Genomic DNA, 24,795 nt, shown 5'->3' with positions numbered 1-24,795 from the left:
GGTCAGTGCTCGGGCGACTCAACCGGGGCCGAAGTGACCAGTTCTGTGAGGACCCCGTGGCAGTCCTTGGGGTGCAGGAAGGTGATCCGCGAGCCCATCGAGCCGCGCCGGGGCTCGTCGTACAGCACGCGTACGCCCTTGCCGCGGATGTCGGCGGCGTCCCCGTCGACGTCCGCCGTGCCGAAGGCGATGTGGTGGACGCCCTCGCCGTTCTTCGCCAGCCACTTGCCGACCGCGGAGTCCTCGCGGGTCGGTTCCAGCAGCTGGAGGTAGGAGGCGCCGCCGTCCGAGGTCTCGTTGATCTTGAGCATGGCCTCGCGCACGCCCTGCTCCTCGTTGACCTCGGTGTGGAACACCTCGAAGCCGTACGTGGCCCTGTAGAACTCGACGGTCGCGTCGAGGTCGTGGCAGGCGATCCCGATGTGGTCGATTCGCGTCAGCATGGTTTCAGTGCAGCGCTCCTCGCTTGGTTACGCAACGTGCGCGCGATCACACCGTAAGGCCGATGACGCCGTGCTCTACCGCTCAGTACATTCGAAGTAAACCCTCGTTCACTCCTCGGCTGTGCAGGCCGGTAAGGGGATCGCAGCTCATGCCTTCTGGAACGACCAGCTCGGTGATCGTCGCCGGCGCGCGCACGCCCATGGGACGACTCCTGGGCTCCCTCAAGTCCTTCTCCGGGGCCGACCTGGGCGGCTTCGCGATCAAGGCCGCCCTCGACCGTGCGGGGATCGGCGGCGACCAGGTGCAGTACGTGATCATGGGCCAGGTGCTGCAGGCCGGCGCCGGTCAGATCCCGGCCCGCCAGGCGGCAGTGAAGGCCGGCATCCCGATGAACGTCCCGGCGCTCACCATCAACAAGGTGTGTCTGTCCGGCCTGGACGCCATCGCGCTGGCCGACCAGCTGATCCGCGCCGGCGAGTTCGACATCGTCGTGGCCGGCGGCCAGGAGTCCATGACCAACGCCCCGCACCTGCTGCCGAAGTCCCGCGAGGGCTTCAAGTACGGCGCCGTCCAGATGCTCGACGCGATGGCCTACGACGGCCTGACCGACTCCTTCGAGGGCATCGCCATGGGCGAGTCGACGGAGAAGCACAACACGCGGCTCGGCATCCAGCGCCCCGAGCAGGACGAGATCGCCGCCCTGTCCCACCAGCGGGCCGCCGCCGCGCAGAAGAACGGCCTGTTCGAGGCCGAGATCACCCCGGTGGAGATCCCGCAGCGCAAGGGCGACCCGGTGCTGTTCAGCAAGGACGAGGGCATCCGCGGCGACACCACGGCCGAGTCGCTGGGCAAGCTCCGCCCGGCCTTCTCCCGCGAGGGCACGATCACCGCGGGCTCCTCCTCGCAGATCTCGGACGGTGCGGCGGCCGTGGTCGTGATGAGCAAGGCCAAGGCCGAGGAGCTGGGCCTGGAGTGGCTCGCCGAGATCGGCGCGCACGGCAATGTGGCCGGCCCGGACAACTCCCTGCAGTCGCAGCCGTCCAACGCCATCCGGCACGCCCTGAAGAAGGAGGGCCTGGAGGTCTCCGACCTCGACCTGATCGAGATCAACGAGGCGTTCGCCGCGGTCGCCGTGCAGTCAATGAAGGACCTCGGCGTGTCCACCAAAAAGGTGAACGTGAACGGTGGTGCGATCGCCCTGGGTCACCCGATCGGCATGTCCGGCGCCCGGCTCGTGCTGCACCTGGCGCTCGAACTCAAGCGCCGCGGCGGCGGGGTCGGCGCGGCCGCGCTGTGCGGTGGCGGCGGCCAGGGTGACGCGCTCATCGTGCGGGTACCGAAGGCCTGAGGTCCCGGTACGCCGCTGACGGTATTCGCTGAAGTGAACGGAGCTGTTTGATGCAGGACGTCTCCTCTCTGGTGGCCCAGGCCAGGGAAGGCCGGCCACGGGCCGTGGCCCGGCTGATCTCCCTGGTGGAGGGGGCGTCCCCGCAGCTCAGGGAGGTCATGGCGGCGCTGGCCCCGCTGACCGGCAACGCGTATGTGGTGGGCCTGACGGGCTCCCCCGGCGTCGGCAAGTCCACCTCCACCTCCGCCCTCGTCACGGCCTACCGCAAGCAGGGCAAACGGGTCGGCGTCCTGGCCGTCGACCCGTCCTCGCCGTTCTCGGGCGGCGCCCTGCTCGGTGACCGCGTCCGTATGTCGGAGCACGCCTCCGACCCCGGCGTCTACATCCGTTCCATGGCCACCCGGGGCCACCTGGGCGGTCTCGCCTGGGCGGCCCCCCAGGCGATCCGCGTCCTCGACGCGGCCGGCTGCGACGTGATCCTGGTCGAGACGGTCGGCGTCGGCCAGTCGGAGGTCGAGATCGCCTCCCAGGCGGACACGAGCGTCGTGCTGCTGGCCCCCGGCATGGGCGACGGCATCCAGGCGGCCAAGGCGGGCATCCTGGAGATCGGCGACGTGTACGTCGTCAACAAGGCGGACCGGGACGGCGCCGACGCCACCGCCCGAGAGCTGAACCACATGCTGGGCCTCGGCGAGTCACGCGGCCCCGGCGACTGGCGCCCGCCGATCGTGAAGACGGTCGCGGCCCGCGCCGAGGGCGTCGACGAGGTCGTCGAAGCCCTGGAGAAGCACCGCGCCTGGATGGAGGAGCGCGGCGTGCTCGCCGAGCGCCGCAGGGCGCGGGCGGCCCGCGAGGTGGAGACCATCGCCGTCACCGCGCTGCGTGAACGCATCGGCGACCTGCACGGGGACCGCCGCCTGAGCGCGCTCGCGGAGCGCATCGTCTCGGGCGAGCTGGACCCGTACCGCGCGGCGGACGAGCTGGTCGCGGGCCTGACGGAGGGCTGAGGGTCCCGAGGTGCCGATCATGCTGCTAGGTTGACCGGCATGTTCCTCTCCATGGCGTAGAGCGCACACCGGACCGCGGCGGCCGACCACACGGCCACCGCGTCCTTCGGCGTCCCCTCTTCCGCCTCCCGCAGAGGAACCCCAGCGTGTCCACGCACCCTTCGCGGCCCCAAGGGCCTGTCACCGCCTGCCCTCCCCCCGCCTCCGGCGACGACGAGCCCTCGTACGCCGCCGTCCTGCGCATCCCGCATGCGCGCCGTACCTTCGCCGCCGCCCTGCTCGGCAGGCTCTCGTACGGCGTCGCGCCGCTGTCCTTGATGCTCGCCGTGACCCGGGCCTCCGGGTCGTACGCGGTGGCGGGCACCGTCATGGCGCTGTTCTCCGCCACCAGCGTCTTCCTGTCGCCCGCCCGGGCGGGCCTCATCGACCGGTACGGGCCGCGGCGCGTGCTCGCCCCGATGGCCGGGACCCACGTCGCGCTGCTCGGGCTGCTGACGATGACCCTCTGGCGCCCCGGCGCCGCCCCGCCGCTCGTCCTCGGCGCCGTGACGGCCGCCGCCGGGGCCTGTACGCCGCCGCTCGGGCCCACCATGCGGGCCGTGTGGGGGCGGCTCGCCCCGGACCCGGCGCTGCTGCAGCGTGCCTACAGCCTCGACGCCGTCGCCGAGGAACTGCTGTTCGTGACGGGACCTTTGCTGGTCGGGGTGCTCGTCGGGTTCGCCCCGCCGGCGGCCGGTGTGCTCGCCGGGGCGGTGCTGATGGCGGCGGGAACAGCGGGGTTCGTGTCGTCCCCCGCGGTGCGTGCGGTACCGGCGGGCGGGCGCGAGCGGGACCGGCGCCCGGCCGGACGGCGGGTGCTGCGCGGGCCGGCGCGGCCGGTGGTCGCCGCCGCGGGGGTCGGTCTTGCGCTGGGCGTGGTCGAGCTGCTGGTGGTGGCGTTCGCCGAGGGGCACGGCAGCGGGGGCAGTGCGGGCTGGGTGCTCGCCGCACTGTCCGCCGGAAGCGCCGTCGGCGGGCTGCTCAACGGTGCCGTCTCGTGGCGGGCCACCGCCGGTGCACGACTGCCCCTGCAGGCGGCCGGACTCGGTCTGGTGCTGTGCGCCGCCGGGCTGGCGCACGGGGTGGGCACGCTCGCCCTGGCGGTGGCGGCCGCCGGGCTCTTCGTGTCCCCGCTGATCACCACCGCGTACCTCGTCGCCGACGAGACCGCGCCGCCCGATGCCCGGGTCCGGGCCGGTGCCTGGGTCAACACGGCCCTCAACGCGGGCGGTACGGCGGGTGCCGCGGTCTCCGGGGTGCTGGTCGGCCGGCTGCCACCGGCGCTGTGCTTCGCGGTGACCGGTGCGGTGATGCTGCTGACCGCGCTGACCGTGGCCCGGGGCGCGGCTCGCACGGGGGACGGGGAGCACCCCGCCCGCCTGCTGTGACGGCCCGCAGCAGGTCGCAGATGCCGGCGGGCGGAGCGGTGTGTGAGCGCTCCGCCCCGCCGTCGGCTCGCAGCTGCCGGATCCGGCGGCTACGGACGTCCGCGCTGACCGCGCAGATGCTCCGCGATCGGCTTGAGCGCCTTGTCCAGCTCTATCAGCGCCTCGGGCGACAGCAGATCGATGAAGTGCCGCCGCACGGACGCCACATGGTGTGGCGCCACTTTCTTCATCGTCTCCATGCCGTGCTCGGTCAGCACGGCGTACAGCCCCCGCCGGTCGGACTCGCAGTTCTCGCGGCGTACCAGGTTCGCGTTCTCCATCCGCGTGATCTGGTGCGAGAGCCGGCTCTTGGACTGCAGCGTCGCGGAGGCGAGGTCACTCATCCGCATCCGTACGTCGTCCGACTCGGACAGATTGACGAGGATCTCGTAGTCGTTCATCGTCAGGCCGAACGGCTGCAGATCCTTCTCCAGCTGGTACGTCAACAGCCTGTTGACCTCCAGGTGGGTGCGCCAGGCGCACTGCTCCGCATCGGTCAGCCAGCGCGTGGCCGTCTCGGTCTCCATGAATGAAGTCTACCTAAGAAGTTGAATGACGAACTACTTCGGGTGGTGTGACAGTGCGCACGCGTTCGACGTCACACTCCGCAGACTACCGCTCACAGCCCGAAGCGACGCTGGAGGTCCCCCAGCTGTCCGGGAAGGCGCGGTGCACCCGAGGGTTGCTGACCGTGTCCATCCGGTGCCGCTGCGCCACCTCCGGGCACCCCGGGTTCGGACGGAACGACCCCCGTCGCCGCCTCGCCCATAAGGGTCTCCGACGACTGCAGCAGGACCGTCCCGGCGCCCGCGAACTCGAACTGGTGCTCCTCCCCGGAAACCCCGCCGAGGCCCGTCATTGCACGTAGACCGCCCAGTACACCCGTCAGATAGCCGTGGTCGTAGTGATGGCACGGTGACGGGCAGTCGGCCCACCCGACGAGCGCCTGCGGGTCGACCCGGATCGGAGGTTCCATGAACACCACCGGACCGTTAGATGCGGCCACAAACTTTCCGGTTCCGATAAGGGTCAGAAAACCCGGCACGATCGATTGTTTGAGTGCGAGACTTGGCTGAAAAGCGAGCACGTTGCCCGCGCGAATGGTCAAGTTCCCGTCGTCCAGGTCGTAGGAGTTGACGTCGAACGCCCGGTCGGCCAGCAGCATCTTGCCGGAGCCCTCCGCCACGACCCAGTCGCTCGCGTGCAGTGGCGAATGGAACGAGGTACGGACAAGTCGGTCGAGTCGCCCGTGCCCGATGCCGTTGAACTCGATCGCCCCGTAGTAGGCGATCATCTTCCCCTTCTGCAGGAACCACTGCCCGTTCTTGAGCTCGACGCAGAACGTGTACGCGTTCACGTTGTCGTCGGCGGGCAGTGTCATCGGGTCGTGCACCACCGGGCCGCCGGGGGTGCCGTACATGCCTGCGTGCGCGCTCACAGCTTTTCCTCCGAGGCCTGGACGTAGACCGTGCCGTTGCCGCTCAGCTCCAGCTGGAAGGCCTCCCCGGAGCCGCGGCCCACCATCTCGCGCCAGCCGAGCGCGGTGGACAGCCTGTTGCGGACCTCGCCGTGGTGGGCGACGTAGGCCTGCGGGTCGACATGGACCGGCCGCCGGGGGGTGACCGGGATCTCGAAGACGCCGCCGTGTGCCATCACGGCGACGGAGCCCTGGCCCTGCAGGGTGGTGGTGAACAGGCCCTGCCCGGTGACCTGGCCCCGGACCAGGCCCATCACGCCGCCCTGGGAGCCCATGAACATCGTCCCCTGCCGGAGCGTGCCCTCGAAGGCGAGCAGGCGGTCGGCCTCGACGTAGAGGGTGTCGCCCGTGAGGTGGATGACATGGACGTGGTGGCCGCCGTGCCCGAAGAAGACCGTGCCGTTGCCCTCGACGGTCATCAGCGGGGTCGCCTCGCCCGTCACCCGGCGCCCGATCATGGATGCCGGCCCGCCCTGGCCGCCCTGGAGGTTCGGCGTGAAGGACACGTCCCCCTTGTAGGCGAGCATCGCGCCGCGCTGGCTGAACAGCCGCCGGCCGGGCAGCACGGTCGCCTCGACCATCTTGGAGTTGATCTCTCGGAAGGCCATGGCTACAGATCCCCCGCGATCGTGTTCCGCTCGCTCGGCTGCACATACACCAGTCCGTCGCCCTCGAAGCGGATCTGGAAGGCCTCGCCGCCGCCCTCCCCGAGGAGTGTGCGGAACGTCACGCCGGACTGGAAGGACTGCCGGACGCTGCCCTGATGGGCGATGTACGCGCCCGGGTCGACGATCAGCGGGTACTGCGGGGCGACCCGGAGCACCACCGCCGGCCCGTCGGACATGATCGCGGCCTGCCCGTGCCCCTCGACGGTCGTCGTGAACAGCCCGTTGCCCTGCGAGGCCCCGCGCAGGCCGGTGAACGTCGTGCCCGTGCGCAGTCCCGCGTCGGTCGCGAGCAGGTTGCTCGACTCCACGTAGAGCTTGTCCCCGTGGAGGCCGACCAGGTTGATCTCCGCGGCGCGGTCCGCGAACCAGCAGGTGCCGTGCCCCTTCACCTCCATCACCGTCATCTGCTCGCCGGTGAGCCGCCGCGTCACCATGCCGCGCAGCCCTTCCCCGCCACCACTCAGCCTCTTGAAGCTCATCTGCCCGTCGTACGCGACCATCGAGCCGTTCTTCGCCTTCACGGCGTCCCCGGTCATGTCGACGGCGAGCACCTTGTTTCCCTGCAGTCGGAACGTCGCCACGCAGTGAAAGTAGCGGCGGCACGGGTGGACGGAACAGGTCCTGTGGGTGGATATCGACCCTGAGCGGACCCCTGGGGTCACCGTTTGCCACAATGGGCGGACGTTTGTGCTTGCGTTCACAAACCGTGGACGTCCCTCCCATCGAAGGTGACTCGTGGACATCAAGACCGCCACCGCCCTCCGCCGCCTCCGCCTGGTCTCGGCCCCGGAGGCCGTGTCCTTCCTGATCCTGCTCGTCTGCTCGGTGCTGAAGCGCACCACCGACTTCAACGCGGTCCCCGTGATGGGCGCGGTCCACGGCGTCCTGTTCGTCCTGTACGTGATCTTCTGGGCGGACGCCTGGAACCGCACCAAGTGGCCCGTGCGGACCGGGCTCCTCTACTTCCTTCTCTCGGTGCTGCCCACGGGTGGCTTCTTCGCCGAGCGCAAGCTGCGCCGCGAGGCCGAGGACGCCGTCATCGCGGCCCGCGCCCGCAAGGAAGGAGTCGTGAACGCATGATCGTCGCCTTCTCCGTGACGCCCCTCGGGGTCGGCGAGGACGTGGGGGAGTACGTCGCCGACGCCGTTCGCGTGGTCCGCGAGTCGGGCCTGCCCCACCGCACCGACGCGATGTTCACGTCCGTCGAGGGCGACTGGGACCAGGTCATGGACGTCGTCAAGCGGGCGGTCGCCGCCGTGGAGGAACGGGCGCCGCGGGTTTCCCTCGTCCTCAAGGCCGACATCCGCCCCGGCGTGAGCGATGGGCTCACCTCCAAGGTGGAGACGGTGGAGCGGTATCTGGCCCAGGGGCCGGGCGCCTAGGCCGGGTGTCCCGCCGTCAGGGCCATGCCCAGGGGTGTGCGTTCGTACAGCACCTGGTGGCCGTACCGGCGTGCCGTCAGCAGGCCCGCGTCGCGCAGCACCGTCAGGTGGGACGACACCGACGACGGGGCGAGTCGCAGCCGGTGGGCCAGGGCCGAGGTGGTCGCCGGTTCGTCCAGCGCGGACAGGACCGCCGCCCTGTTGCGGCCCAGCAGCCGTACCAGCGCCTCCGGGGTTCCGGCGCCCGGCTCGGTCCACAGGCCGGCGATGCCGCGGGCCGGGTAGACCAGCGTGGGTTGCCACGGGGGCTCGAAACCCGTGATCACGTCGGGCCACGAGAACACGCTCGGCATCAGGACCAGGCCCCGGCCGTCGAGGTCGCGGGTGTGCTCGGTGTGCAGCGCGAGCGTCAGCGTACGGCCGTCCCAGGACAGCCGGCCGTCCAGTTCCGGCAGCAGCGTGCCGAGCCCCACCTCGGCCAGCCGCCGCGAGTGGAAGGCCACGTCCGCCTCCAGCAGCGCCCGCAGCCGGGGCCAGTGCGGCGCGATCAGGGCCCGCCAGGCCGCCTCCATGGCGTCCGCCAGCTCCTGGATCATCCGTGCCGGGTCCGCGAGCCAGGCCCGGCCCCGCGGCGACCGAAGCGCGCCCGGGGTGCAGGCCAGCGACTGGGCGGTGTCCTCGCGGGCCGCTTCCGGGTCGGACGCCCGTACGGCCGCGATCTCCTCCTCGAACGTGGCCGCCGGTCCGATCGGTGGTGCGCCGAGCCAGTCCGGTGAGTGCCCGCGCCGGGGCATCAGCAGCCACAGCGGAGCCAGGTCGAGCCCGGCCGCCGCGTCCCTGATCCGGCGCAGCCAGGGCGCCTGGTAGGCGTGCCGGTCGGGCCGGTTGAGGGTGCGCACCGCCTCCTGTGTCTCCCACAGCGGCGAGATCGCGAACCGGCAGCGCAGGAAGTCGTCGTCACCGAAGTGCAGACGCGAGGGCACGGGCGACCTCCGGGGAAGATTCGGCTGGAGCCGAAACTCTACGGCTGCCGGTCCGTCTCCCGGCACGCTGCCCGGCATGTCCGCACCACCGCAGGCCGCCCCGGCGCCCGCCGGCTACCGCCGTGTCTTCGCCGTGCCCGAGTTCCGGGCCGTCTTCGCCGCCCATGTGCTGTCCATGGTCGGCGTGATCGTCAGCGAGATCGCGCTGACCGTCCTCGTCTACGACCTCACCCGCTCGCCCCTGCTCAGCGCGCTCACCTTCGCACTGGGCTTCCTGCCGTACGCCGTCGGCGGCACCCTCCTCGCACCCGTCGCCGACCGCTTCCCGGCCCGCCGGGTGCTCGTCGGCTGCGACCTGGTGTGCGCCGGCTGCGTGGCCCTGATGACCGTCCCCGGCGCCGGTATCGGCCTGCTCCTCGCGCTGCGCTGCGCGCCGGCCGTCGTCTCCCCGGTGTTCGCCGGCACCCGCATGGCCACGCTGGCCGACGTCCTCGGCGACGGCGACCTGTTCGTGCTCGGCCGCTCCCTGCTGCGGATCGTCGCCCAGAGCACCCTGCTCGTCGGCTACGGCCTCGGCGGTCTGCTGCTCACCGCCGTCAGCCCGCGCCATGCCCTGCTGATCACCGTGGGCACGTTCCTCGCCTCCGCCGTGCTGCTGCGCTGCGGCACCCGGCACCGCCCCGCCCGCACCGACCGGCGCACGGACACCGCGCCGGGTCTGCGCCCGCTGTTCGCCGACCGCCGGGTGCGCGTCCTGCTGCTCCTGTTCTGGATGCCGGCGGCGTTCTCGGTCGTCCCCGAGGCACTGGCGGCGCCGTACGCGGACGAGCTGGGCAGCGGTTCCACGGGTCTCGGGCTGCTGATGTGCGCGCTGCCGGTCGGCACGGTGGCAGGCGAGCTGTTCGCCGGTGCCAGGCTCGCACCCCTGGCACGCGAACGCGTCGCGCTTCCCCTGCTGTGTCTGACCCTGCTGCCGTACCTCGGCTTCGCCCTGCGCCCCGGGCTCACCGCCTCGCTGCTGCTCCTGCTGCTGTCCGGGGCCGGCTCGGCGTACACCCTGGGCCTGGACCAGTGGTTCGTCCGGGCCGTGCCGGAGGAGCTGCGCGGGCGGGCCATGACCGTGCTGAGCGCCGGGCTGATGACCGTCCAGGGCGTCGGCATGGCGCTGGCCGGGGTGGCCGCGCAGGTGGCGGGCGTACGGGCGGCGGTGGCGGGGGCCGGTGCGGTGGGCGTCCTGTGCTGCTGCGGCCTCGCCGCCGCGGCTCGGGCGACCGAAAGCCGAGACGGGGCTGCCCGGAATATGACCGGCCGGTAGGGTCTGATGACGTGCCCAAGCCTCTCAGCCTCCCCTTCGACCCCATCGCCCGCGCCGACGAGCTCTGGAAGCAGCGTTGGGGAAACGTGCCGTCCATGGCCGCGATCACCTCGATCATGCGGGCCCAGCAGATCCTGCTCGCCGAGGTGGACGCGGTGGTCAAGCCGTACGGACTGACGTTCGCGCGGTACGAGGCGCTGGTGCTGCTCACCTTCTCCAAGGCCGGTGAGCTGCCCATGTCCAAGATCGGCGAGCGGCTGATGGTGCATCCGACGTCCGTCACGAACACCGTCGACCGGCTGGTGAGGTCCGGGCTGGTGGCCAAGCGGCCCAATCCCAACGACGGGCGCGGCACCCTCGCCGTCATCACCGACAAGGGCCGCGAGGTGGTCGACGCGGCCACCCGCGACCTCATGGCCATGGACTTCGGGCTCGGCGTGTACGACGCGGAGGAGTGTGCGGAGATCTTCGCGCTGCTCCGGCCGCTGCGCATCGCGGCACACGACTTCGACGAGGAGTGACCCCTCGGCCGACCCCGGGAAAGATCTCCCGGAACGGGTGGTTACGCTCGACTTCATGAAAAAGAGCGTGCTGACCCGCTACCGCGTCATGGCCTACACCACCGGTGTCCTGCTGGTGCTGCTGTGCCTGAGCATGATCGCGAAGTACGGGCTCCACATCGACGGCGCCGCGGACTTCACCCGGGTCGTCGCCATCGCCCATGGCTGGCTGTACGTGATCTACCTGGTCTTCGCCTTCGACCTGGGTTCGAAGGCGAAGTGGCCCGTCGGCAAGCAGCTGTGGGTGCTGCTCGCGGGGACCATCCCCACCGCCGCCTTCATCGTCGAGCGGAAGATCAGCCGCGAGCTGGAGGCCAAGGTCGCCGGCCAGGCCCCGGCCGTCGCCGAGGCCTGAGGTCCCCGCTCCACCGCCGTACGAGCGTCGTGCGGCGGTCAGCCATCGACATTTACTAGGACGTCCAAGTAAATTCGAAGGCATGGACGCTCACGCCATCGAGGAGGGCCGCCGGCGCTGGCAGGCCCGCTACGACGCCGCGCGCAAGCGCGACGCTGACTTCACCACGCTCTCCGGCGACCCCGTGGAGCCGGTGTACGGGCCCCGACCGGGCGACACGTACGAGGGATTCGAGCGGATCGGCTGGCCCGGGGAGTACCCCTTCACCCGCGGCCTCCATCCGACCGGCTACCGCGGGCGTACCTGGACGATCCGGCAGTTCGCCGGGTTCGGCAACGCCGAGCAGACCAACGAGCGGTACAAGATGATCCTCGCCGCCGGTGGTGGGGGACTGTCCGTCGCCTTCGACATGCCGACGCTGATGGGCCGCGACTCCGACGACCCCCGCTCGCTCGGCGAGGTCGGGCACTGCGGCGTCGCCATCGACTCGGCCGCAGACATGGAGGTCCTGTTCAAGGACATCCCGCTGGGCGATGTGACGACGTCCATGACCATCAGCGGTCCGGCCGTGCCCGTCTTCTGCATGTACCTGGTCGCCGCCGAGCGGCAGGGCGTGGATCCGGGAGTGCTCAACGGGACCCTCCAGACGGACATCTTCAAGGAGTACATCGCGCAGAAGGAGTGGCTCTTCCAGCCCGAACCGCATCTGCGCCTCATCGGCGACCTGATGGAGTACTGCGCCGCCGGCATCCCCGCCTACAAGCCGCTGTCCGTCTCCGGCTACCACATCCGCGAGGCGGGCGCGACGGCCGCACAGGAGCTGGCGTACACGCTGGCCGACGGCTTCGGGTACGTGGAGCTGGGGCTCAGCCGGGGTCTCGACGTGGATGTGTTCGCGCCGGGACTCTCCTTCTTCTTCGACGCGCACGTCGACTTCTTCGAGGAGATCGCCAAGTTCCGGGCCGCGCGCCGCATCTGGGCGCGCTGGATGCGGGACGTGTACGGCGCGAAGAGCGACAAGGCCCAGTGGCTGCGGTTCCACACGCAGACCGCCGGGGTCTCGCTGACCGCGCAGCAGCCGTACAACAACGTGGTCCGTACCGCCGTGGAGGCGCTGGCCGCCGTGCTCGGCGGGACCAACTCGCTGCACACCAACGCGCTGGACGAGACGCTCGCCCTGCCCTCCGAGCAGGCGGCGGAGATCGCGCTGCGCACGCAGCAGGTGCTGATGGAGGAGACCGGGGTCGGCAACGTGGCCGACCCGCTGGGCGGTTCCTGGTACGTCGAGCAGCTGACGGACCGGATCGAGGCCGACGCGGAGAAGATCTTCGAGCAGATCAAGGAGCGGGGGCTTCGGGCCCACCCGGACGGGCGGCACCCGATCGGGCCGATCACCTCCGGGATCCTGCGCGGGATCGAGGACGGCTGGTTCACCGGCGAGATCGCCGAGTCCGCCTTCCGGTACCAGCAGGCGCTGGAGAAGGGCGACAAGAGGGTCGTAGGCGTCAATGTGCACACCGGGTCCGTCACCGGGGACCTGGAGATCCTGCGGGTCAGCCATGAGGTGGAGCGGGAGCAGGTGCGGGTGCTCTCCGAGCGGAAGACGGCGCGGGACGAGTCCGCGGTGCGCTCCGCGCTGGAGGCCATGCTGGGTGCGGCGCGGTCCGGGGACAACATGATCGAGCCGATGCTGGACGCCGTGCGGGCCGAGGCCACGCTGGGGGAGATCTGCGGTGTGCTGCGGGACGAGTGGGGGGTGTACACCGAGCCGGCCGGCTTCTAGGACCCGGTCGGCTCAGAAGCCAGGCCCAGCAGCAGTACGCGCGTGAAACCGCGTACCCACTCCTCGTCGGCCGGCTTGCCGCTCACCAGGGTGCGGTGGACCACTGCGCCCGCGACCATGTCGAAGATCAGGTCGACCGTGCGGGCGGACTCCTCCGGGTCGGGTTCCGGGGGGAGTTCGCCCCGCTGCTGGGCCCGTGCGCGGCCCTCCAGAACCAGCCGCATCTGACGCTCCACGATGGAGGCGCGGATGCGCTCGCGCAGGGCGTCGTCGCGGGTGGACTCGGCGACCACCGCCATCAGGCCGCTCTTCGCCTCCGGGCGGGCCAGGATCGCCGCGAACTGCAGAACCACGCCCTCGATGTCGGCCGCGAGGCTGCCGCGGTCGGGGAGTTCCAGTTCGTCGAACAGCTCCGCCACGGCGTCGCACACCAGCTCCGGCTTGCCGGCCCAGCGGCGGTACAGCGTCGTCTTCGCGACGCCGGCACGCGTCGCCACGTCTCCCAGGGTGAGCTTGGACCAGCCCAGTTCCACCAGCGCATCCCTGGTCGCGGCCAGGATCGCGGTGTCCGCGGCGGCGCTGCGCGGACGACCGGTTCGGCTGGCGGGAGTGCGGCTCTGCATCCCTTGACCATAACCGGCGGGAACTGTGCGGTCGTGAGGGAGATCACCGGGGTGTGGTGTCGCGCGGCCCCTGCATGGCATTACGCTACGACTCGTAGCGAAAGCTCGTGAGGGACGTACACGAGCGGCGATTCATGCGGCGTGGGGTGGGGACCCGGCGCCCGCACCCACTGCTTTTTCATTCCGACGCGGTAACGGGGGAGGATAGACGCATGCAGCCACGGAACATGTCCATGAGCGGCGTCGTCGACCTCGCCGCGGTGAAGGCGGCCCAGGAGGCCAAGGCCAAGGCCGAGCAGACGCGCGCGGAGGCCGCCCGGCAGGGCGGCACGGGGGCCGTCTCCCCGGCCGATCTCGTCATCGACGTCGATGAGGCGGGCTTTGAGAGCGATGTCCTCCAGCGCTCCGCCGAGGTGCCCGTCGTCATCGACTTCTGGGCCGAGTGGTGCCAGCCCTGCAAGCAGCTGAGCCCGGTCCTGGAGCGGCTGGCCGTCGAGTACGACGGGCGCTTCCTCCTCGCCAAGATCGACGTCGACGCCAACCAGATGCTGATGCAGCAGTTCGGGGTGCAGGGCATCCCGGCCGTGTTCGCCGTTGTGGCCGGACAGGCGCTGCCGCTGTTCCAGGGAGCGGCCGGCGAGCAGCAGATCCGGCAGACCCTGGACCAGCTGGTGCAGGTCGCCGAGCAGCGGTTCGGCATCACCGGCCTGAGTGTCGACCCGGACGCGCAGCCGGGCGGCGGTGCGGCCGTCGAGCAGGCGGGTCCGTACGACGCCTTGCTGAACGCCGCCGCGCAGGCCCTGGACGCCGGTGACCTGGCCGGTGCCGTCCAGGCCTACAAGAACGTACTGGCCGACGACCCGGCCCACCCCGAGGCGAAACTGGGCCTGGCGCAGGCCGAGTTGCTGCAGCGGGTGCAGGGCTTCGATCCGCAGAAGGTCCGTCAGGAGGCTGCCGAGAGGCCGAAGGACGTCGACGCGCAGATCGCCGCCGCCGACCTGGACCTGGTGGGCGGGCATGTCGAGGACGCCTTCGGCCGGCTGATCGAGACCGTGCAGCGCACGGCCGGTGACGACCGGGACACGGTACGGCGTCGGCTGCTGGAGCTGTTCGAGGTCGTGGGGCCCGAGGACGCGCGCGTGGTGGGCGCACGCAGAGCGCTCGCGCGCGCCCTGTTCTGACCAGTTGCTAAACACCACGGCTTGTGATGCCGGGGTGAAAGATTTGCCGACGAGGCGTCAGGGCGACTGCGCTTTACCAAATCTTGGTAATCGCGCAATCTGTTACTCCGAGTAAGTCGAGGCCGTTGGTCTGTCTGGTTTCGTCCAGGGATCAACGGCTTTGCTCTGCCCCTGGATGCCACCCAGAGTCGCACTTCGAGACCGGTCGGTCGTCCTCCGGTTATCCGCCCGTTACTAGCCAGTAACGAACCCCCTTGTGTCCGGCGCGAGAATGCACCACGATCGGCGACGCTCGGTCCATTTCCGTACCCCGGCATCCGGTCGGGTGACGGGAGAATCTGGGTCCCCACCGAGCAGGGCCGGCGGCAGTGGCGCCGGGTCCAGGGCAGGGGGGTCTTCGCCGGCCGGCGAAGCCTGTCCAGCAGGGTTGTGCGTGATGCGTGTCAGGCGCGACCAGTGGTTGTCGCTCGGGGGTGATCGCCGGTGATTCGGGTGCGGTTCGCGCCTCCGAGTGCGGGCGCTCTCCTTCCCGAGGACGTAGCACTTCTCCCATCCCTGCCCGGCTGAGCCGCCGACTGCGGCGAGTCCGGGCCAGGAGATGTACGTCCGAGAAGGAGGAAATATGGAGTCCCAGGTGCGTGGCGGGACCAGATGGAAGCGGTTCGCTGTGGTCATGGTGCCCAGCGTCGCCGCCACGGCATGCATAGGTGTCGCCCTCGCGCAGGGCGCTCTTGCTGCCTCGTTCAGCGTGTCGGGTCAGCAGTTCAAGGTGACGGCTGACAGCCTGCACGGCGAGGGTTTCGCCCAGTACGGCGCGATCGACAGCGGCTACACGCTCGACGGGAAGAAGACGGCCCACCCCGTCGCCGTCTCGTCGTTCAAGGACGCCTCGATCACGAACATGTGCCAGTCCGTGGTCACCCCGGATGTGCCGTTCTTCGGTTCGGTCACCCTCCGGCTGGAGGCCGGCGGCAAGGGTCACGACGCGGTTCAGGCTCACAACCTCTTCATCGACGTCGATGACCTGGCCGCCGACGCGACCTTCAACAACATCGACATCGGTGTGGCTGCCAAGGACGCGAGCAAGGGTCCGGGCATGAAGGGCAACGGGGAGCAGGCCAACCCGTACGGCTTCGCCCAGCAGGCCGACTCGGCCGATCTGACCAACGTGCGGCAGACGGCGTGGGCCACCACCGCCGGCACGTTCAAGCTCAGTGGTCTCCACATGTCGCTGCACAAGGGCGACGGCAAGGGAATCGAGTGCTACTAGGCGCTCGGTGACGGGCGGGGGAGCCAATGGCGCCCCCGCCCGTTCCGCCACCGGCCGCGTTTTCACACACGGCTCACATCACCACCACAGCAACGCCGCACCAGGGAGCTGTTTTCCATGAGCGCCGAGACCTCTGCCGCCGCACCCGGCCAGTTCACCCGCCGGAGGCTGCAGTTCCGCGCCTGGCGGGGCACCCGTCCGTTCTGGGCCGGACTGTTCGTCATGCTCGGCGGCTTTCTCATCCTGTACTTTCCCTACGCACACCTGCAGCTGGGCCATCTCACGATGACGATGGGGACGCCCGGCGGCTCCAGTTCCCTGATCATCGGTGCGCTGCTCATCGTCCTCGGCATCACGCTCTGGTTCCAGCGGCACATCCGGGTGTTCGCGGGTGTCGCGGCGATTCTCCTGGCGCTGGTGTCCATCCCGCTGTCCAACATCGGCGGCTTCATCGTCGGCTTCGTGTTCTCGCTGACCGGCGGAGCGATGGCCATCGCCTGGTCGCCGGGTGCCCCGCCGCAGCAGCAGCCGCCCGCCGAGGCGGCGCCGGGCGAGGGCGGGGACCCGCAGACCGCGCCGCTGCCCCAGCAGCGCACGGACGGGCTGGGTGATGTGCCCTACCAGGGCTTCACCGCACCTGGGGAGAACGACCTGTCAGGAACGAGCCCGGCCAACGGGGCGAACGGGAGGCACAGTGCCGGCTGACGAGGTGACCCGCGGGACCGATGTGGACGGGTCCCGCGCGAGAACCGGGCCCCGCCACGCGGCACCCAGGAAGCCGCTGTTCACCAGGTTCCACATGCCGGCCGGGAAGGCGATCGCCTCCGTGGCGATGCCGACGGCGGTGCTGATGGGCATGGGCTTCACGTCCTCGCTGGCCCTCGCGGACAGTGCCGGTACGTCCAACAGCCAGAAGGCGGCGGACTACCAGGACTGCGTCAAGGCGCTGGGCGACTCCAAGGACGCCTCGTCGTCGCCCTCGCCCTCCGCCTCGGAGAGCGCGTCCGGTGACAAGGCCACCCCGTCGCCCTCGGCGAGCGCCGACGCCAAGGACTCGAAGGACACGAAGTCCGGCGACTCGGGCACGTCCTCTTCGCCGGATTCAGGTTCCGGTGACAAGGCCACGCCCAAGCCGACCGCGACCTCCGGCTCCTCCAGCTCCTCCGGGTCGGACTCGGGCTCCGGCTCGTCGTCCTCCGGCGATGCCACGGCCACGCCCACCCCGTCGGCCTCCAAGAGCGGCGGCGGCCTGCTGGACACCATCGGCGACACGCTCGGCGGCATCCTCACCGGCGGCACGGACTCCGGCAGCTCGGCCGCGAGCGCGACGCCGTCCGCGACCCCGTCGGCGAGCGCGTCCTCGCACCCCTCCACGCCGGATTCGTCCACGTCGGATGCGTCGTCCTCCGGTTCCAAGGTCTCCGACACCGTCGGTGACACCGTCTCCAAGACCACCAAGACGGTCGGGGACACGGTGGACAAGACGGCCGGGGACACGGTGAAGAAGACCACCGACACGGTCTCCAGGACGGCCGGGGACACCACCAGGACGGTCAAGGACACGGCGGGGTCCGCCACGCCGAGCCCGTCCGCGAGCGACTCCGCCTCGGCGGAGAACTGTCCCAAGGCCACGGACGACGTCAGCGGCGTCGACAACAAGGTGCCGGTGGCCGACGACCCCTGGTACCTGGACGCCAGCTCGCTCCTGCTGAAGGGCGCCGACTACAAGGGCATCGTCGAGGTGAAGACGGCGTCCGGCACCACCAAGAAGGTGCTCAAGTACGTCATCTCCGGCGGCACGGACATCGGCGACCTGCACCAGACGGTGAAGGACAAGCTGTCCGGCAAGACCTACCACGTGCAGGCTGCCAAGGGGTCGACGTCCACCATCCGGGGCGGCGACACCGTGATGTACACCGAGAGCATCTCGGGCAACCTGTTCGGCCTGATCCCGATGAAGTTCACGCCGGACAGCCCGCCCCCGCTGAACCTCCCGCTGATCTACTTCACCAACGTCAAGGTGGTCCAGGCCGCCCAGTTCGGCGGCAACCTGCATGTGCCCGGCATGCATGTGTACACGACCGACTGACCGGTCCCGCAAGCCCGTTCGGGAGCCGCACACAGCTGAGGGCGCCCCCTGATTCCAGGGGGCGCCCTCAGCGCCGTGCAAGGCCCTTGCCGGGACCGTCAGTTGCCCTGCGTGCCCAGGTGGTGGACGCGGAGCATGTTGGTGGTGCCGGGGACGCCGGGGGGCGAGCCGGCCGTGATGATGACCGTGTCGCCCGCGTCGAAGCGGCCCAGCCGGGCGATCTCCTGGTCCACCAGGTCGACCATCTCGTCCGTGGTGTTCACGAACGGCACGATGTGCGACTCCACGCCCCAGCTCAGGGTGAGCTGGTTACGGGTGGCCTCGTCCGTGGTGAAGGCGATGATCGGCTGGGTCGCGCGGTAGCGGGACAGACGGCGCGCGGTGTCACCGGACTGGGTGAACGCGATCAGGCCGCGGCCGCCGAGGAAGTCGGCGATCTCGCAGGCCGCGCGGGCCACCGAGCCGCCCTGGGTGCGCGGCTTCTTGCCCGGCACCAGCGGCTGCAGGCCCTTGGAGAGCAGCTCCTGCTCGGCCGCGGTGACGATCTTCGACATGGTCTTGACCGTCTCGACCGGGTAGGCGCCCACCGACGACTCGGCGCTCAGCATGACCGCGTCGGCGCCGTCCAGGATCGCGTTGGCCACGTCGGAGGCCTCGGCGCGGGTCGGACGGGAGTTGGTGATCATCGACTCCATCATCTGGGTCGCCACGATCACCGGCTTGGCGTTGCGCCGGCACAGCTCGATCAGGCGCTTCTGCACCATGGGGACCTTTTCGAGCGGGTACTCGACGGCGAGGTCACCGCGGGCCACCATCACGGCGTCGAATGCCGCGACGACGTCCTCCATGTTCTGCACCGCCTGGGGCTTCTCCACCTTGGCGATGACCGGGACCCGGCGGCCCTCCTCGTCCATGACGCGGTGCACGTCGTGGATGTCCTTGGCGTCCCGGACGAAGGACAGCGCGACCATGTCGCAGCCCATGCGGAGGGCGAAGCGCAGGTCCTCGACGTCCTTCTCGCTCAGCGCGGGCACGTTGACGGCCGCACCGGGCAGGTTGATGCCCTTGTGGTCGGAGACCACACCGCCCTCGATGACGATCGTCTTGACCCGGGGGCCCTCGACGTCCAGCACCTTCAGCTCGACGTTGCCGTCGTTGATCAGGACCTGGTCGCCGCGCGAGACGTCGCCCGGCAGCCCCTTGTACGTCGTACCGCAGACGTGCTTGTCGCCCGGCACGTCCTCGGTCGTGATGACGAACTCGTCACCTCGTTCGAGCTCGACCGGACCCTCGGCGAAGGTCTCCAGACGGATCTTGGGGCCCTGCAGGTCGGCGAGGACGCCGATGGGCCGGCCGGTCTCCTTGGACGCGGCCCGGACGCGGTCGTACCGCGCCTGGTGCTCGGCGTGGGAGCCGTGGCTGAAGTTGAACCGGGCCACATTCATGCCCGCCTCGATCATGGCGACGAGCATCTCGTGGGAGTCGACCGCGGGGCCGAGAGTACAGACGATTTTCGAACGGCGCATGGGGCGATCCTATCGGTTTGTTTCGCAACGGAATATTCCGTCTGGCGGAAGATACAAATGAGTGCCGCACCGCTCAGGTGCTATTCAGTTGTTCATTCCGACCAGTGCGTAGGTCTGCGTCGCGATCTCCAGTTCTTCATCCGTCGGCACCACGGCCACCGCCACCCGCGCGTCCTGCGGCGAGATCAGCCGCGGCTCGCCGGAGCGCACCGCGTTCCGCCCCGGGTCGACCGCCAGGCCCAGCCCCTCCAGGCCCGCGATCGCCGCTTCCCGCACGGGCGCCGCGTTCTCGCCGACCCCGGCCGTGAACGCGACCGCGTCCACCGTGCCGAGAACGGCGTAATAGGCGCCGATGTACTTCTTGAGCCGGTGAATGTAAATGTCGAACGCGAGAGCGGCCTCTTCGTCGCCCTCGTCGATCCGGCGGCGGATCTCCCGCATGTCGTTGTCCCCGCACAGGCCGAACAGACCGCTCCTCTTGTTGAGAAGAGTGTCGATCTCGTCCATGGACATTTCGCCAACCCGGGTCAAATGGAAGATGACGGCCGGATCCAGATCACCGGATCGCGTACCCATCACGAGCCCCTCCAAAGGCGTGAGCCCCATGGAGGTGTCCACGCACCGGCCCCGCTCCACCGCCGACGCGGAGGCGCCGTTGCCCAGGTGCAACACGATCACGTTGACCTCGGACGGGTCCTTGCCCAGCAGCCGCGCCGTCTCCCGCGCGACATACGCGTGCGAGGTGCCGTGGAAGCCGTAGCGGCGGATGCGGTGGCGGTCGGCGATCTTCGGGTCGATCGCGTAGCGCGCCGCCGACTCGGGCATCGTCGTGTGGAACGCGGTGTCGAAGACGGCGACCTGGGGCAGGTCGGGGCGCAGCGCCTGCGCGGTGCGGATGCCGGTGAGGTTGGCCGGGTTGTGCAGCGGGGCGACCGGGATCAGCCGCTCGATCTCGGCGAGCACCTCGTCGTCGACGACGGTCGGCTCGGTGAAGAACATGCCGCCGTGCACCACCCGGTGCCCGATGGCGGCCAGTTCCGGCGAGTCCAGGCCCAGGCCGTCCCGGCTCAGCTCCTCGGCGACCGCCTTGAGCGCGGCGTCGTGGTCGGCGATCGGCCCGCTGTGCTCGCGGGTGTCGCCGGAGGTGAGGCAGGTGTGCTTGAGCCGGGAGGTCTGTTCGCCGATGCGCTCCACCAGTCCGACGGCGAGCCGGCTGCGGTCGCGCATGTCGAGCAGCTGGTACTTCACCGACGAGGAGCCGGAGTTGAGGACGAGGACGCGGGTCGCGGTCACGGTGTGGAAATGCTCTCTGCTCAGTTGGCGGGCGTCTGGGCCTGGATCGCCGTGATGGCGACGGTGTTGACGATGTCCTGGACGAGCGCGCCCCGGGACAGGTCGTTGACCGGCTTGCGCAGACCCTGCAGGACCGGTCCGACGGCGATCGCGCCGGCCGAACGCTGCACGGCCTTGTACGTGTTGTTGCCCGTATTGAGGTCCGGGAAGATCAGAACCGTCGCCTGCCCGGCGACATCGGAGTCGGGCAGCTTGGTCGCGGCGACGGACGGCTCCACGGCCGCGTCGTACTGGATCGGCCCCTCGATCTTCAGGTCCGGCCGCCGGGAGCGGGCCAGCTCGGTGGCCGCGCGCACCTTGTCGACGTCGGCGCCCGAGCCGGACGTACCGGTGGAGTACGACAGCATCGCGATCCTGGGCTGCACGCCGAACTGCGCGGCCGTACCGGCCGACTGGACGGCGATGTCCGCGAGCTGCTCGGCGTTCGGGTCCGGGTTGACCGCGCAGTCGCCGTAGACCAGCACCTTGTCGGCCAGGCACATGAAGAACACCGAGGAGACGATCGAGGAGTCGGGCTTGGTCCTGATGATCTCGAAGGCGGGCCGGATGGTGGCGGCCGTGGAGTGGACGGACCCCGACACCATGCCGTCGGCCAGGCCCTCCTGCACCATCAGCGTGCCGAAGTAGTTCACGTCGGAGACGACGTCGTAGGCCAGCTCGACGGTGACGCCCTTGTGGGCCCGGATCTGGGCGTACTGCTCGGCGAAGGCGTCGCGCAGTTCCGAGGTGGCCGGGTCGATCAGCTGGGTGTCGCCGAGGTCGACGCCGAGGTCGGCGGCCTTCTTGCGGATCTGGTCGACGGGGCCGAGCAGGGTCAGGTCGCACACGCCCCGGCGCAGCAGCACCTCGGCCGCGTGCAGCACCCGCTCCTCGGTGCCCTCGGGAAGCACGACCCGCCGCTTGTCGGAGCGGGCCTGCTCCAGCAGCTTGTGCTCGAACATCATCGGGGTGACCCGGTCGCTGCTCGGCGCCGAGACCCGGCGGGCCAGCTCGGCGGTGTCGGCATACCGCTCGAAGAGGCCGAGCGCCCGCTCCGCCTTGCGCGGGGTGGCCGCGTTCAGCTTGCCCTCCAGCGAGAACAGCTGCTCGGCGGTGGGGAAGCTGTTGCCGGTCACGGAGAGCACGGGGGTGCCGGGGGCGAGGCGGGCGGCGAGGGTGAGGATCTCGTCGCGCGGCACCTCGTTCAGGGTGAGCAGCACGCCGGCTATCGGCGGGGTGCCGGCGCTGTGCGCGGCCAGCGAGCCGACGACCAGGTCGGCGCGGTCGCCCGGGGTGACGACCAGGCAGCCCGGCGTCAGGGCGCCGAGGAGGTTGGGCAGCATGGCGCCGCCGAAGACGAAGTCCAGCGCGTCCCGGGCGAGCCCGGAGTCGTCGCCGAGCAGTACCTTGGCGTCGAGGGCGTGGGCGATCTGGGAGACGGTCGGCGCGGACAGCGCGGGCTCGTCGGGGACGACGTAGCAGGGGACCGGCAGCCGGGTGGCGAGCCGCTCGGCGATCTCGTCGCGGTCCTCGCGGGCCACCCGGTTGGCGACCATCGCCAGCACGTCGCAGCCGAGGCCGTCGTAGGCCCGGTAGGCGTTGCGCGTCTCGGCCAGCACCGACTCGGCCGGCTGCTTGCGGCCGCCGACGACCGGGATCACGGAGGCGCCGAACTCGTTGGCCAGCCGGGCGTTCAGGGACAGCTCGTCCGGGAGCTGGGTGTCGGCGAAGTCGGTGCCGAGGACGAGGACGACGTCGTAGTCGCGGGCCACCAGGTGGAAGCGGTCGACCAGCGCCGAGACCAGTTCGTCGGTGCCCTGCTCGGCCTGGAGCGCGGACGCCTCGTGGTAGTCCATGCCGTAGACCGTCGCCGGGTCCTGCGAGAGGCGGTACCGCGACCGCAGCAACTCGAACAGCCGATCCGGGCCGTCGTGCACGAGCGGACGGAAGACGCCCACCCGGTCGACCTGCCGGGTCAGGAGTTCCATGACTCCCAGCTCCACGACCTGGCGGCCGTCACCGCGGTCGATCCCGGTCACGTACACGCTGCGCGTCACGTGTCCACTCCGTTCCTCATCGTCGTCGGCATAAAAATCGCCCACCAAGGTGAGCAGAACCCTCTTGACAATACCCCTGGTCCCGGATAAGGCGCCCGTCAAGTGGTTCACCGCCCCGGTGGACGTGAAACAATCGACAGTGGCTCACCGGCACCGACAGCGAGCAGGAGACACAGCACGATGCGCATCGGAGTTCTCACCGCAGGCGGCGACTGCCCCGGCCTGAACGCCGTGATCCGGTCGGTCGTGCACCGGGCGGTGGCGCAGTACGGCGACGAGGTCATCGGCTTCGAGGACGGCTACCGAGGTCTGCTCGACCGGCACTACCGCACCCTCGACCTGGACGCGGTCAGCGGCATCCTGGCCCGCGGCGGCACCATCCTCGGCTCCTCCCGGCTGGAGCGCGACCGGCTGCGCGAGGCCTGCGAGGGCGCCGCCGACATGGTCGAGGAGTTCGGCATCGACGCGCTGATCCCGATCGGCGGCGAGGGCACGCTGACCGCGGCCCGGATGCTCTCCGACGCGGGCCTGCCGGTCGTCGGCGTCCCCAAGACCATCGACAACGACATCTCCTCCACCGACCGCACCTTCGGTTTCGACACCGCGGTCGGCGTGGCCACGGAGGCCATGGACCGCCTGAAGACCACGGCCGAGTCCCACCAGCGCGTGATGGTCGTCGAGGTCATGGGCCGGCACGCCGGCTGGATCGCCCTGGAGTCCGGCATGGCCGCCGGCGCCCACGGCATCTGCCTGCCCGAGCGCCCCTTCGACCCGGCCGACCTGGTCAAGATGGTCGAGGAGCGCTTCTCCCGCGGCAAGAAGTTCGCCGTGATCTGCGTCGCCGAGGGCGCCCACCCCATCGACGGCACCATGGACTACGGCAAGGGCGAGATCGACCAGTACGGCCATGAGCGCTTCCAGGGCATCGGCACCGCGCTGGCGTACGAGCTGGAGCGGCGCCTCGGCAAGGAGGCCAAGCCGGTCATCCTCGGCCACGTCCAGCGCGGCGGCGTGCCCACCGCCTACGACCGTGTCCTCGCCACCCGCTTCGGCTGGCACGCCGTCGAGGCCGCGCACCGCGGCCAGTTCGGCAGGATGACCGCGCTGCGCGGCACCGACATCGTGATGGTGCCGCTCGCGGAGGCGGTCACCGAACTGAAGACGGTGCCGAAGGACCGGATGGACGAGGCCGAGTCGGTTTTCTAGGCGCTCTTGTCCTCCACGGTCTTCCAGAAGTTCTCCACGATCCGGTCGAGGAACTCCCGGCCGGACTCGCTGGCACCCCTGCTGCCGCCGCCCCAGCTGAGGGTGGCGGCCATGTGCCCCTGGTAGTCGTCGTACAGCTCCTGCAGCACGTCCTCCACGACCGCCTTGTCCAGGGGCGCCAGTTTCATCACCGGCCGCACATAGGCCTGCCAGCGGGTGGTGACCGCGCTGTGCAGCAGGTCGGCGAGCTTGGCCTCACGGCCGGTGACGGCGACGAAGTCGGGCAGGGCCAGACCCAGTACCTCGGCCAGCGCCGCCGACTGCCGCTCATTGCCGCGCCACTGCCCGCTCTCCTCCATGCGCAGATAGCCGCGCAGGTCCATGCCGACGGCGTGGGCGACGTCCTCGGGCGCGACGGCACGGGCGATGCGATGCTCGCGCAGGCTCTGCGGCCGGCCCAGCAGCTCGCCCGCGGAACACCACAAGACGCCTGCGAGGGCGGTGAGTTCGGCGTTTCCCGGGGAGGCGATGCCGCGTTCCCAGGCGATCACGAGATCGGGTGTGACGTACGGCAGCCCGTACGAGGCCCGCATGCCGTACGCGACGTGCTCGGGGCCCATGCCGAGCGCGGCGCGCAGCCGGCGGGCCGCCGGGGCGTTGAAGGGGGGAGCTGAGGGTTGGCGCACCCCGCACAAGCTAGGGGCCCGCTGTCACCATGGCTAC

Annotated in this window: 25 protein-coding genes; 14 read left to right on the top strand and 11 right to left on the bottom strand. The window is 70.4% G+C overall.

The window, feature by feature from the left end; translation table 11 throughout:
- Nucleotides 1-2: 2 nt before the first annotated feature.
- Entirely contained in the window at nt 3-443 is a 441-nt protein-coding gene (gene mce / locus ACZ41I_RS16365) for a methylmalonyl-CoA epimerase (RefSeq protein WP_030656158.1), read from the bottom strand.
- Between the two features lie 149 nt (nt 444-592).
- Between mce and ACZ41I_RS16360 the strand changes: the two genes are divergently transcribed.
- The 3 genes from ACZ41I_RS16360 (at nt 593) to ACZ41I_RS16350 (ending at nt 4,226) form a co-directional block, all read left to right on the top strand.
- Nucleotides 593-1,792 (top strand): acetyl-CoA C-acetyltransferase, encoded by a 1,200-nt coding sequence (locus ACZ41I_RS16360; RefSeq protein WP_468514439.1) that lies wholly within the window; start codon nt 593-595, stop codon nt 1,790-1,792.
- 50 nt (nt 1,793-1,842) lie between these two features.
- Nucleotides 1,843-2,799 (top strand): methylmalonyl Co-A mutase-associated GTPase MeaB, encoded by a 957-nt coding sequence (gene meaB, locus ACZ41I_RS16355; protein WP_468514438.1) that lies wholly within the window; start codon nt 1,843-1,845, stop codon nt 2,797-2,799.
- A 236-nt stretch (nt 2,800-3,035) separates the two neighbouring features.
- The gene (locus ACZ41I_RS16350) at nt 3,036-4,226 is read left to right on the top strand and encodes an MFS transporter (RefSeq protein ID WP_468514588.1); all 1,191 of its coding nucleotides are present in this window, start codon (nt 3,036-3,038) and stop codon (nt 4,224-4,226) included.
- Nucleotides 4,227-4,315: 89 nt separating this feature from the next.
- On the opposite strand, the gene ACZ41I_RS16345 is transcribed toward ACZ41I_RS16350, so the two are convergent.
- The 4 genes from ACZ41I_RS16345 to ACZ41I_RS16330 all read right to left on the bottom strand — a co-directional run bounded on the left by ACZ41I_RS16345 (nt 4,316) and on the right by ACZ41I_RS16330 (nt 6,991).
- A complete protein-coding gene (locus tag ACZ41I_RS16345; RefSeq protein WP_031171854.1) occupies nt 4,316-4,792 on the bottom strand; it encodes a MarR family winged helix-turn-helix transcriptional regulator in 477 nt (158 codons plus the stop codon).
- A gap of 92 nt (nt 4,793-4,884) precedes the next feature.
- Nucleotides 4,885-5,685, bottom strand: a complete 801-nt coding sequence (locus tag ACZ41I_RS16340) for an AIM24 family protein (protein ID WP_468514587.1) — start codon at nt 5,683-5,685, stop codon at nt 4,885-4,887.
- Nucleotides 5,686-5,699: 14 nt separating this feature from the next.
- Entirely contained in the window at nt 5,700-6,350 is a 651-nt protein-coding gene (locus ACZ41I_RS16335) for an AIM24 family protein (RefSeq protein ID WP_399764746.1), read from the bottom strand.
- Nucleotides 6,351-6,352: 2 nt separating this feature from the next.
- Nucleotides 6,353-6,991, bottom strand: coding sequence for an AIM24 family protein (locus ACZ41I_RS16330; RefSeq protein WP_363216732.1), 639 nt, complete (start codon nt 6,989-6,991; stop codon nt 6,353-6,355).
- 154 nt (nt 6,992-7,145) lie between these two features.
- Between ACZ41I_RS16330 and ACZ41I_RS16325 the strand changes: the two genes are divergently transcribed.
- Together ACZ41I_RS16325 and ACZ41I_RS16320 are read left to right on the top strand one after the other, a co-directional pair.
- Entirely contained in the window at nt 7,146-7,490 is a 345-nt protein-coding gene (locus ACZ41I_RS16325; RefSeq protein WP_363216731.1) for a DUF3817 domain-containing protein, read from the top strand.
- Nucleotides 7,487-7,792, top strand: a complete 306-nt coding sequence (locus ACZ41I_RS16320) for an MTH1187 family thiamine-binding protein (RefSeq protein WP_363216730.1) — start codon at nt 7,487-7,489, stop codon at nt 7,790-7,792. The genes ACZ41I_RS16325 and ACZ41I_RS16320 overlap by 4 nt, the downstream gene beginning before the upstream one ends.
- On the opposite strand, the gene ACZ41I_RS16315 is transcribed toward ACZ41I_RS16320, so the two are convergent.
- Nucleotides 7,789-8,775, bottom strand: a complete 987-nt coding sequence (locus ACZ41I_RS16315; protein ID WP_468319200.1) for an ArsR/SmtB family transcription factor — start codon at nt 8,773-8,775, stop codon at nt 7,789-7,791. The two genes, ACZ41I_RS16320 and ACZ41I_RS16315, sit on opposite strands and share 4 nt — an antisense overlap.
- A 76-nt stretch (nt 8,776-8,851) precedes the next feature.
- Here ACZ41I_RS16315 and ACZ41I_RS16310 point away from each other — a divergent pair, with 76 nt between their 5' ends.
- From ACZ41I_RS16310 to ACZ41I_RS16295, 4 genes are all read left to right on the top strand, one after another.
- On the top strand, nt 8,852-10,090 hold the full coding sequence (locus ACZ41I_RS16310; RefSeq protein WP_468514437.1) for an MFS transporter: 1,239 nt from the start codon (nt 8,852-8,854) through the stop codon (nt 10,088-10,090).
- 11 nt (nt 10,091-10,101) lie between these two features.
- A complete protein-coding gene (locus ACZ41I_RS16305; protein WP_363216726.1) occupies nt 10,102-10,611 on the top strand; it encodes a MarR family winged helix-turn-helix transcriptional regulator in 510 nt (169 codons plus the stop codon).
- A gap of 55 nt (nt 10,612-10,666) precedes the next feature.
- Complete coding sequence (locus tag ACZ41I_RS16300; protein ID WP_363216725.1) at nt 10,667-11,005, top strand: DUF3817 domain-containing protein; 339 nt, start codon at nt 10,667-10,669, stop codon at nt 11,003-11,005.
- A gap of 82 nt (nt 11,006-11,087) precedes the next feature.
- The gene (locus ACZ41I_RS16295; RefSeq protein WP_363216724.1) at nt 11,088-12,788 is read left to right on the top strand and encodes an acyl-CoA mutase large subunit family protein; all 1,701 of its coding nucleotides are present in this window, start codon (nt 11,088-11,090) and stop codon (nt 12,786-12,788) included.
- On the opposite strand, the gene ACZ41I_RS16290 is transcribed toward ACZ41I_RS16295, so the two are convergent.
- Entirely contained in the window at nt 12,785-13,411 is a 627-nt protein-coding gene (locus ACZ41I_RS16290) for a TetR/AcrR family transcriptional regulator (RefSeq protein WP_363216723.1), read from the bottom strand. The genes ACZ41I_RS16295 and ACZ41I_RS16290 overlap by 4 nt on opposite strands.
- A 212-nt stretch (nt 13,412-13,623) precedes the next feature.
- On the opposite strand from ACZ41I_RS16290, the gene ACZ41I_RS16285 reads away from it, so the two are divergent.
- The 4 genes from ACZ41I_RS16285 (at nt 13,624) to ACZ41I_RS16270 (ending at nt 17,951) form a co-directional block, all read left to right on the top strand.
- Nucleotides 13,624-14,592, top strand: a complete 969-nt coding sequence (locus tag ACZ41I_RS16285; protein ID WP_468514436.1) for a tetratricopeptide repeat protein — start codon at nt 13,624-13,626, stop codon at nt 14,590-14,592.
- 622 nt (nt 14,593-15,214) lie between these two features.
- Nucleotides 15,215-15,862: a DUF6230 family protein gene (locus ACZ41I_RS16280; protein ID WP_363216721.1), complete on the top strand. Its 648-nt coding sequence runs from the start codon at nt 15,215-15,217 to the stop codon at nt 15,860-15,862.
- Nucleotides 15,863-15,979: 117 nt separating this feature from the next.
- Nucleotides 15,980-16,567, top strand: a complete 588-nt coding sequence (locus ACZ41I_RS16275; protein ID WP_363216720.1) for a DUF6114 domain-containing protein — start codon at nt 15,980-15,982, stop codon at nt 16,565-16,567.
- Nucleotides 16,557-17,951 carry a hypothetical protein gene (locus ACZ41I_RS16270; protein WP_468319194.1) on the top strand — a complete coding sequence of 465 codons (1,395 nt, stop codon included), beginning with the start codon at nt 16,557-16,559 and terminating at the stop codon, nt 17,949-17,951. The genes ACZ41I_RS16275 and ACZ41I_RS16270 overlap by 11 nt, the downstream gene beginning before the upstream one ends.
- Before the next feature lie 98 nt (nt 17,952-18,049).
- On the opposite strand, the gene pyk is transcribed toward ACZ41I_RS16270, so the two are convergent.
- From pyk to pta, 3 genes are all read right to left on the bottom strand, one after another.
- A complete protein-coding gene (pyk, locus tag ACZ41I_RS16265) occupies nt 18,050-19,477 on the bottom strand; it encodes a pyruvate kinase (protein ID WP_363216718.1) in 1,428 nt (475 codons plus the stop codon).
- Between the two features lie 84 nt (nt 19,478-19,561).
- The gene (locus ACZ41I_RS16260; protein WP_468514435.1) at nt 19,562-20,770 is read right to left on the bottom strand and encodes an acetate kinase; all 1,209 of its coding nucleotides are present in this window, start codon (nt 20,768-20,770) and stop codon (nt 19,562-19,564) included.
- A 20-nt stretch (nt 20,771-20,790) separates the two neighbouring features.
- Nucleotides 20,791-22,866 (bottom strand): phosphate acetyltransferase, encoded by a 2,076-nt coding sequence (pta, locus tag ACZ41I_RS16255; protein ID WP_399764767.1) that lies wholly within the window; start codon nt 22,864-22,866, stop codon nt 20,791-20,793.
- 180 nt (nt 22,867-23,046) lie between these two features.
- On the opposite strand from pta, the gene ACZ41I_RS16250 reads away from it, so the two are divergent.
- A complete protein-coding gene (locus tag ACZ41I_RS16250; protein ID WP_351250171.1) occupies nt 23,047-24,072 on the top strand; it encodes an ATP-dependent 6-phosphofructokinase in 1,026 nt (341 codons plus the stop codon).
- On the opposite strand, the gene ACZ41I_RS16245 is transcribed toward ACZ41I_RS16250, so the two are convergent.
- Entirely contained in the window at nt 24,069-24,758 is a 690-nt protein-coding gene (locus ACZ41I_RS16245) for a helix-turn-helix domain-containing protein (RefSeq protein WP_363216715.1), read from the bottom strand. The genes ACZ41I_RS16250 and ACZ41I_RS16245 overlap by 4 nt on opposite strands.
- Nucleotides 24,759-24,795 lie beyond the last annotated feature (37 nt).

The organism is Streptomyces sp. NPDC030799 (assembly GCF_055572255.1).
Note: the sequence above shows the minus strand (reverse complement) of the source record. Positions and strands in the feature narration are given on the sequence as shown.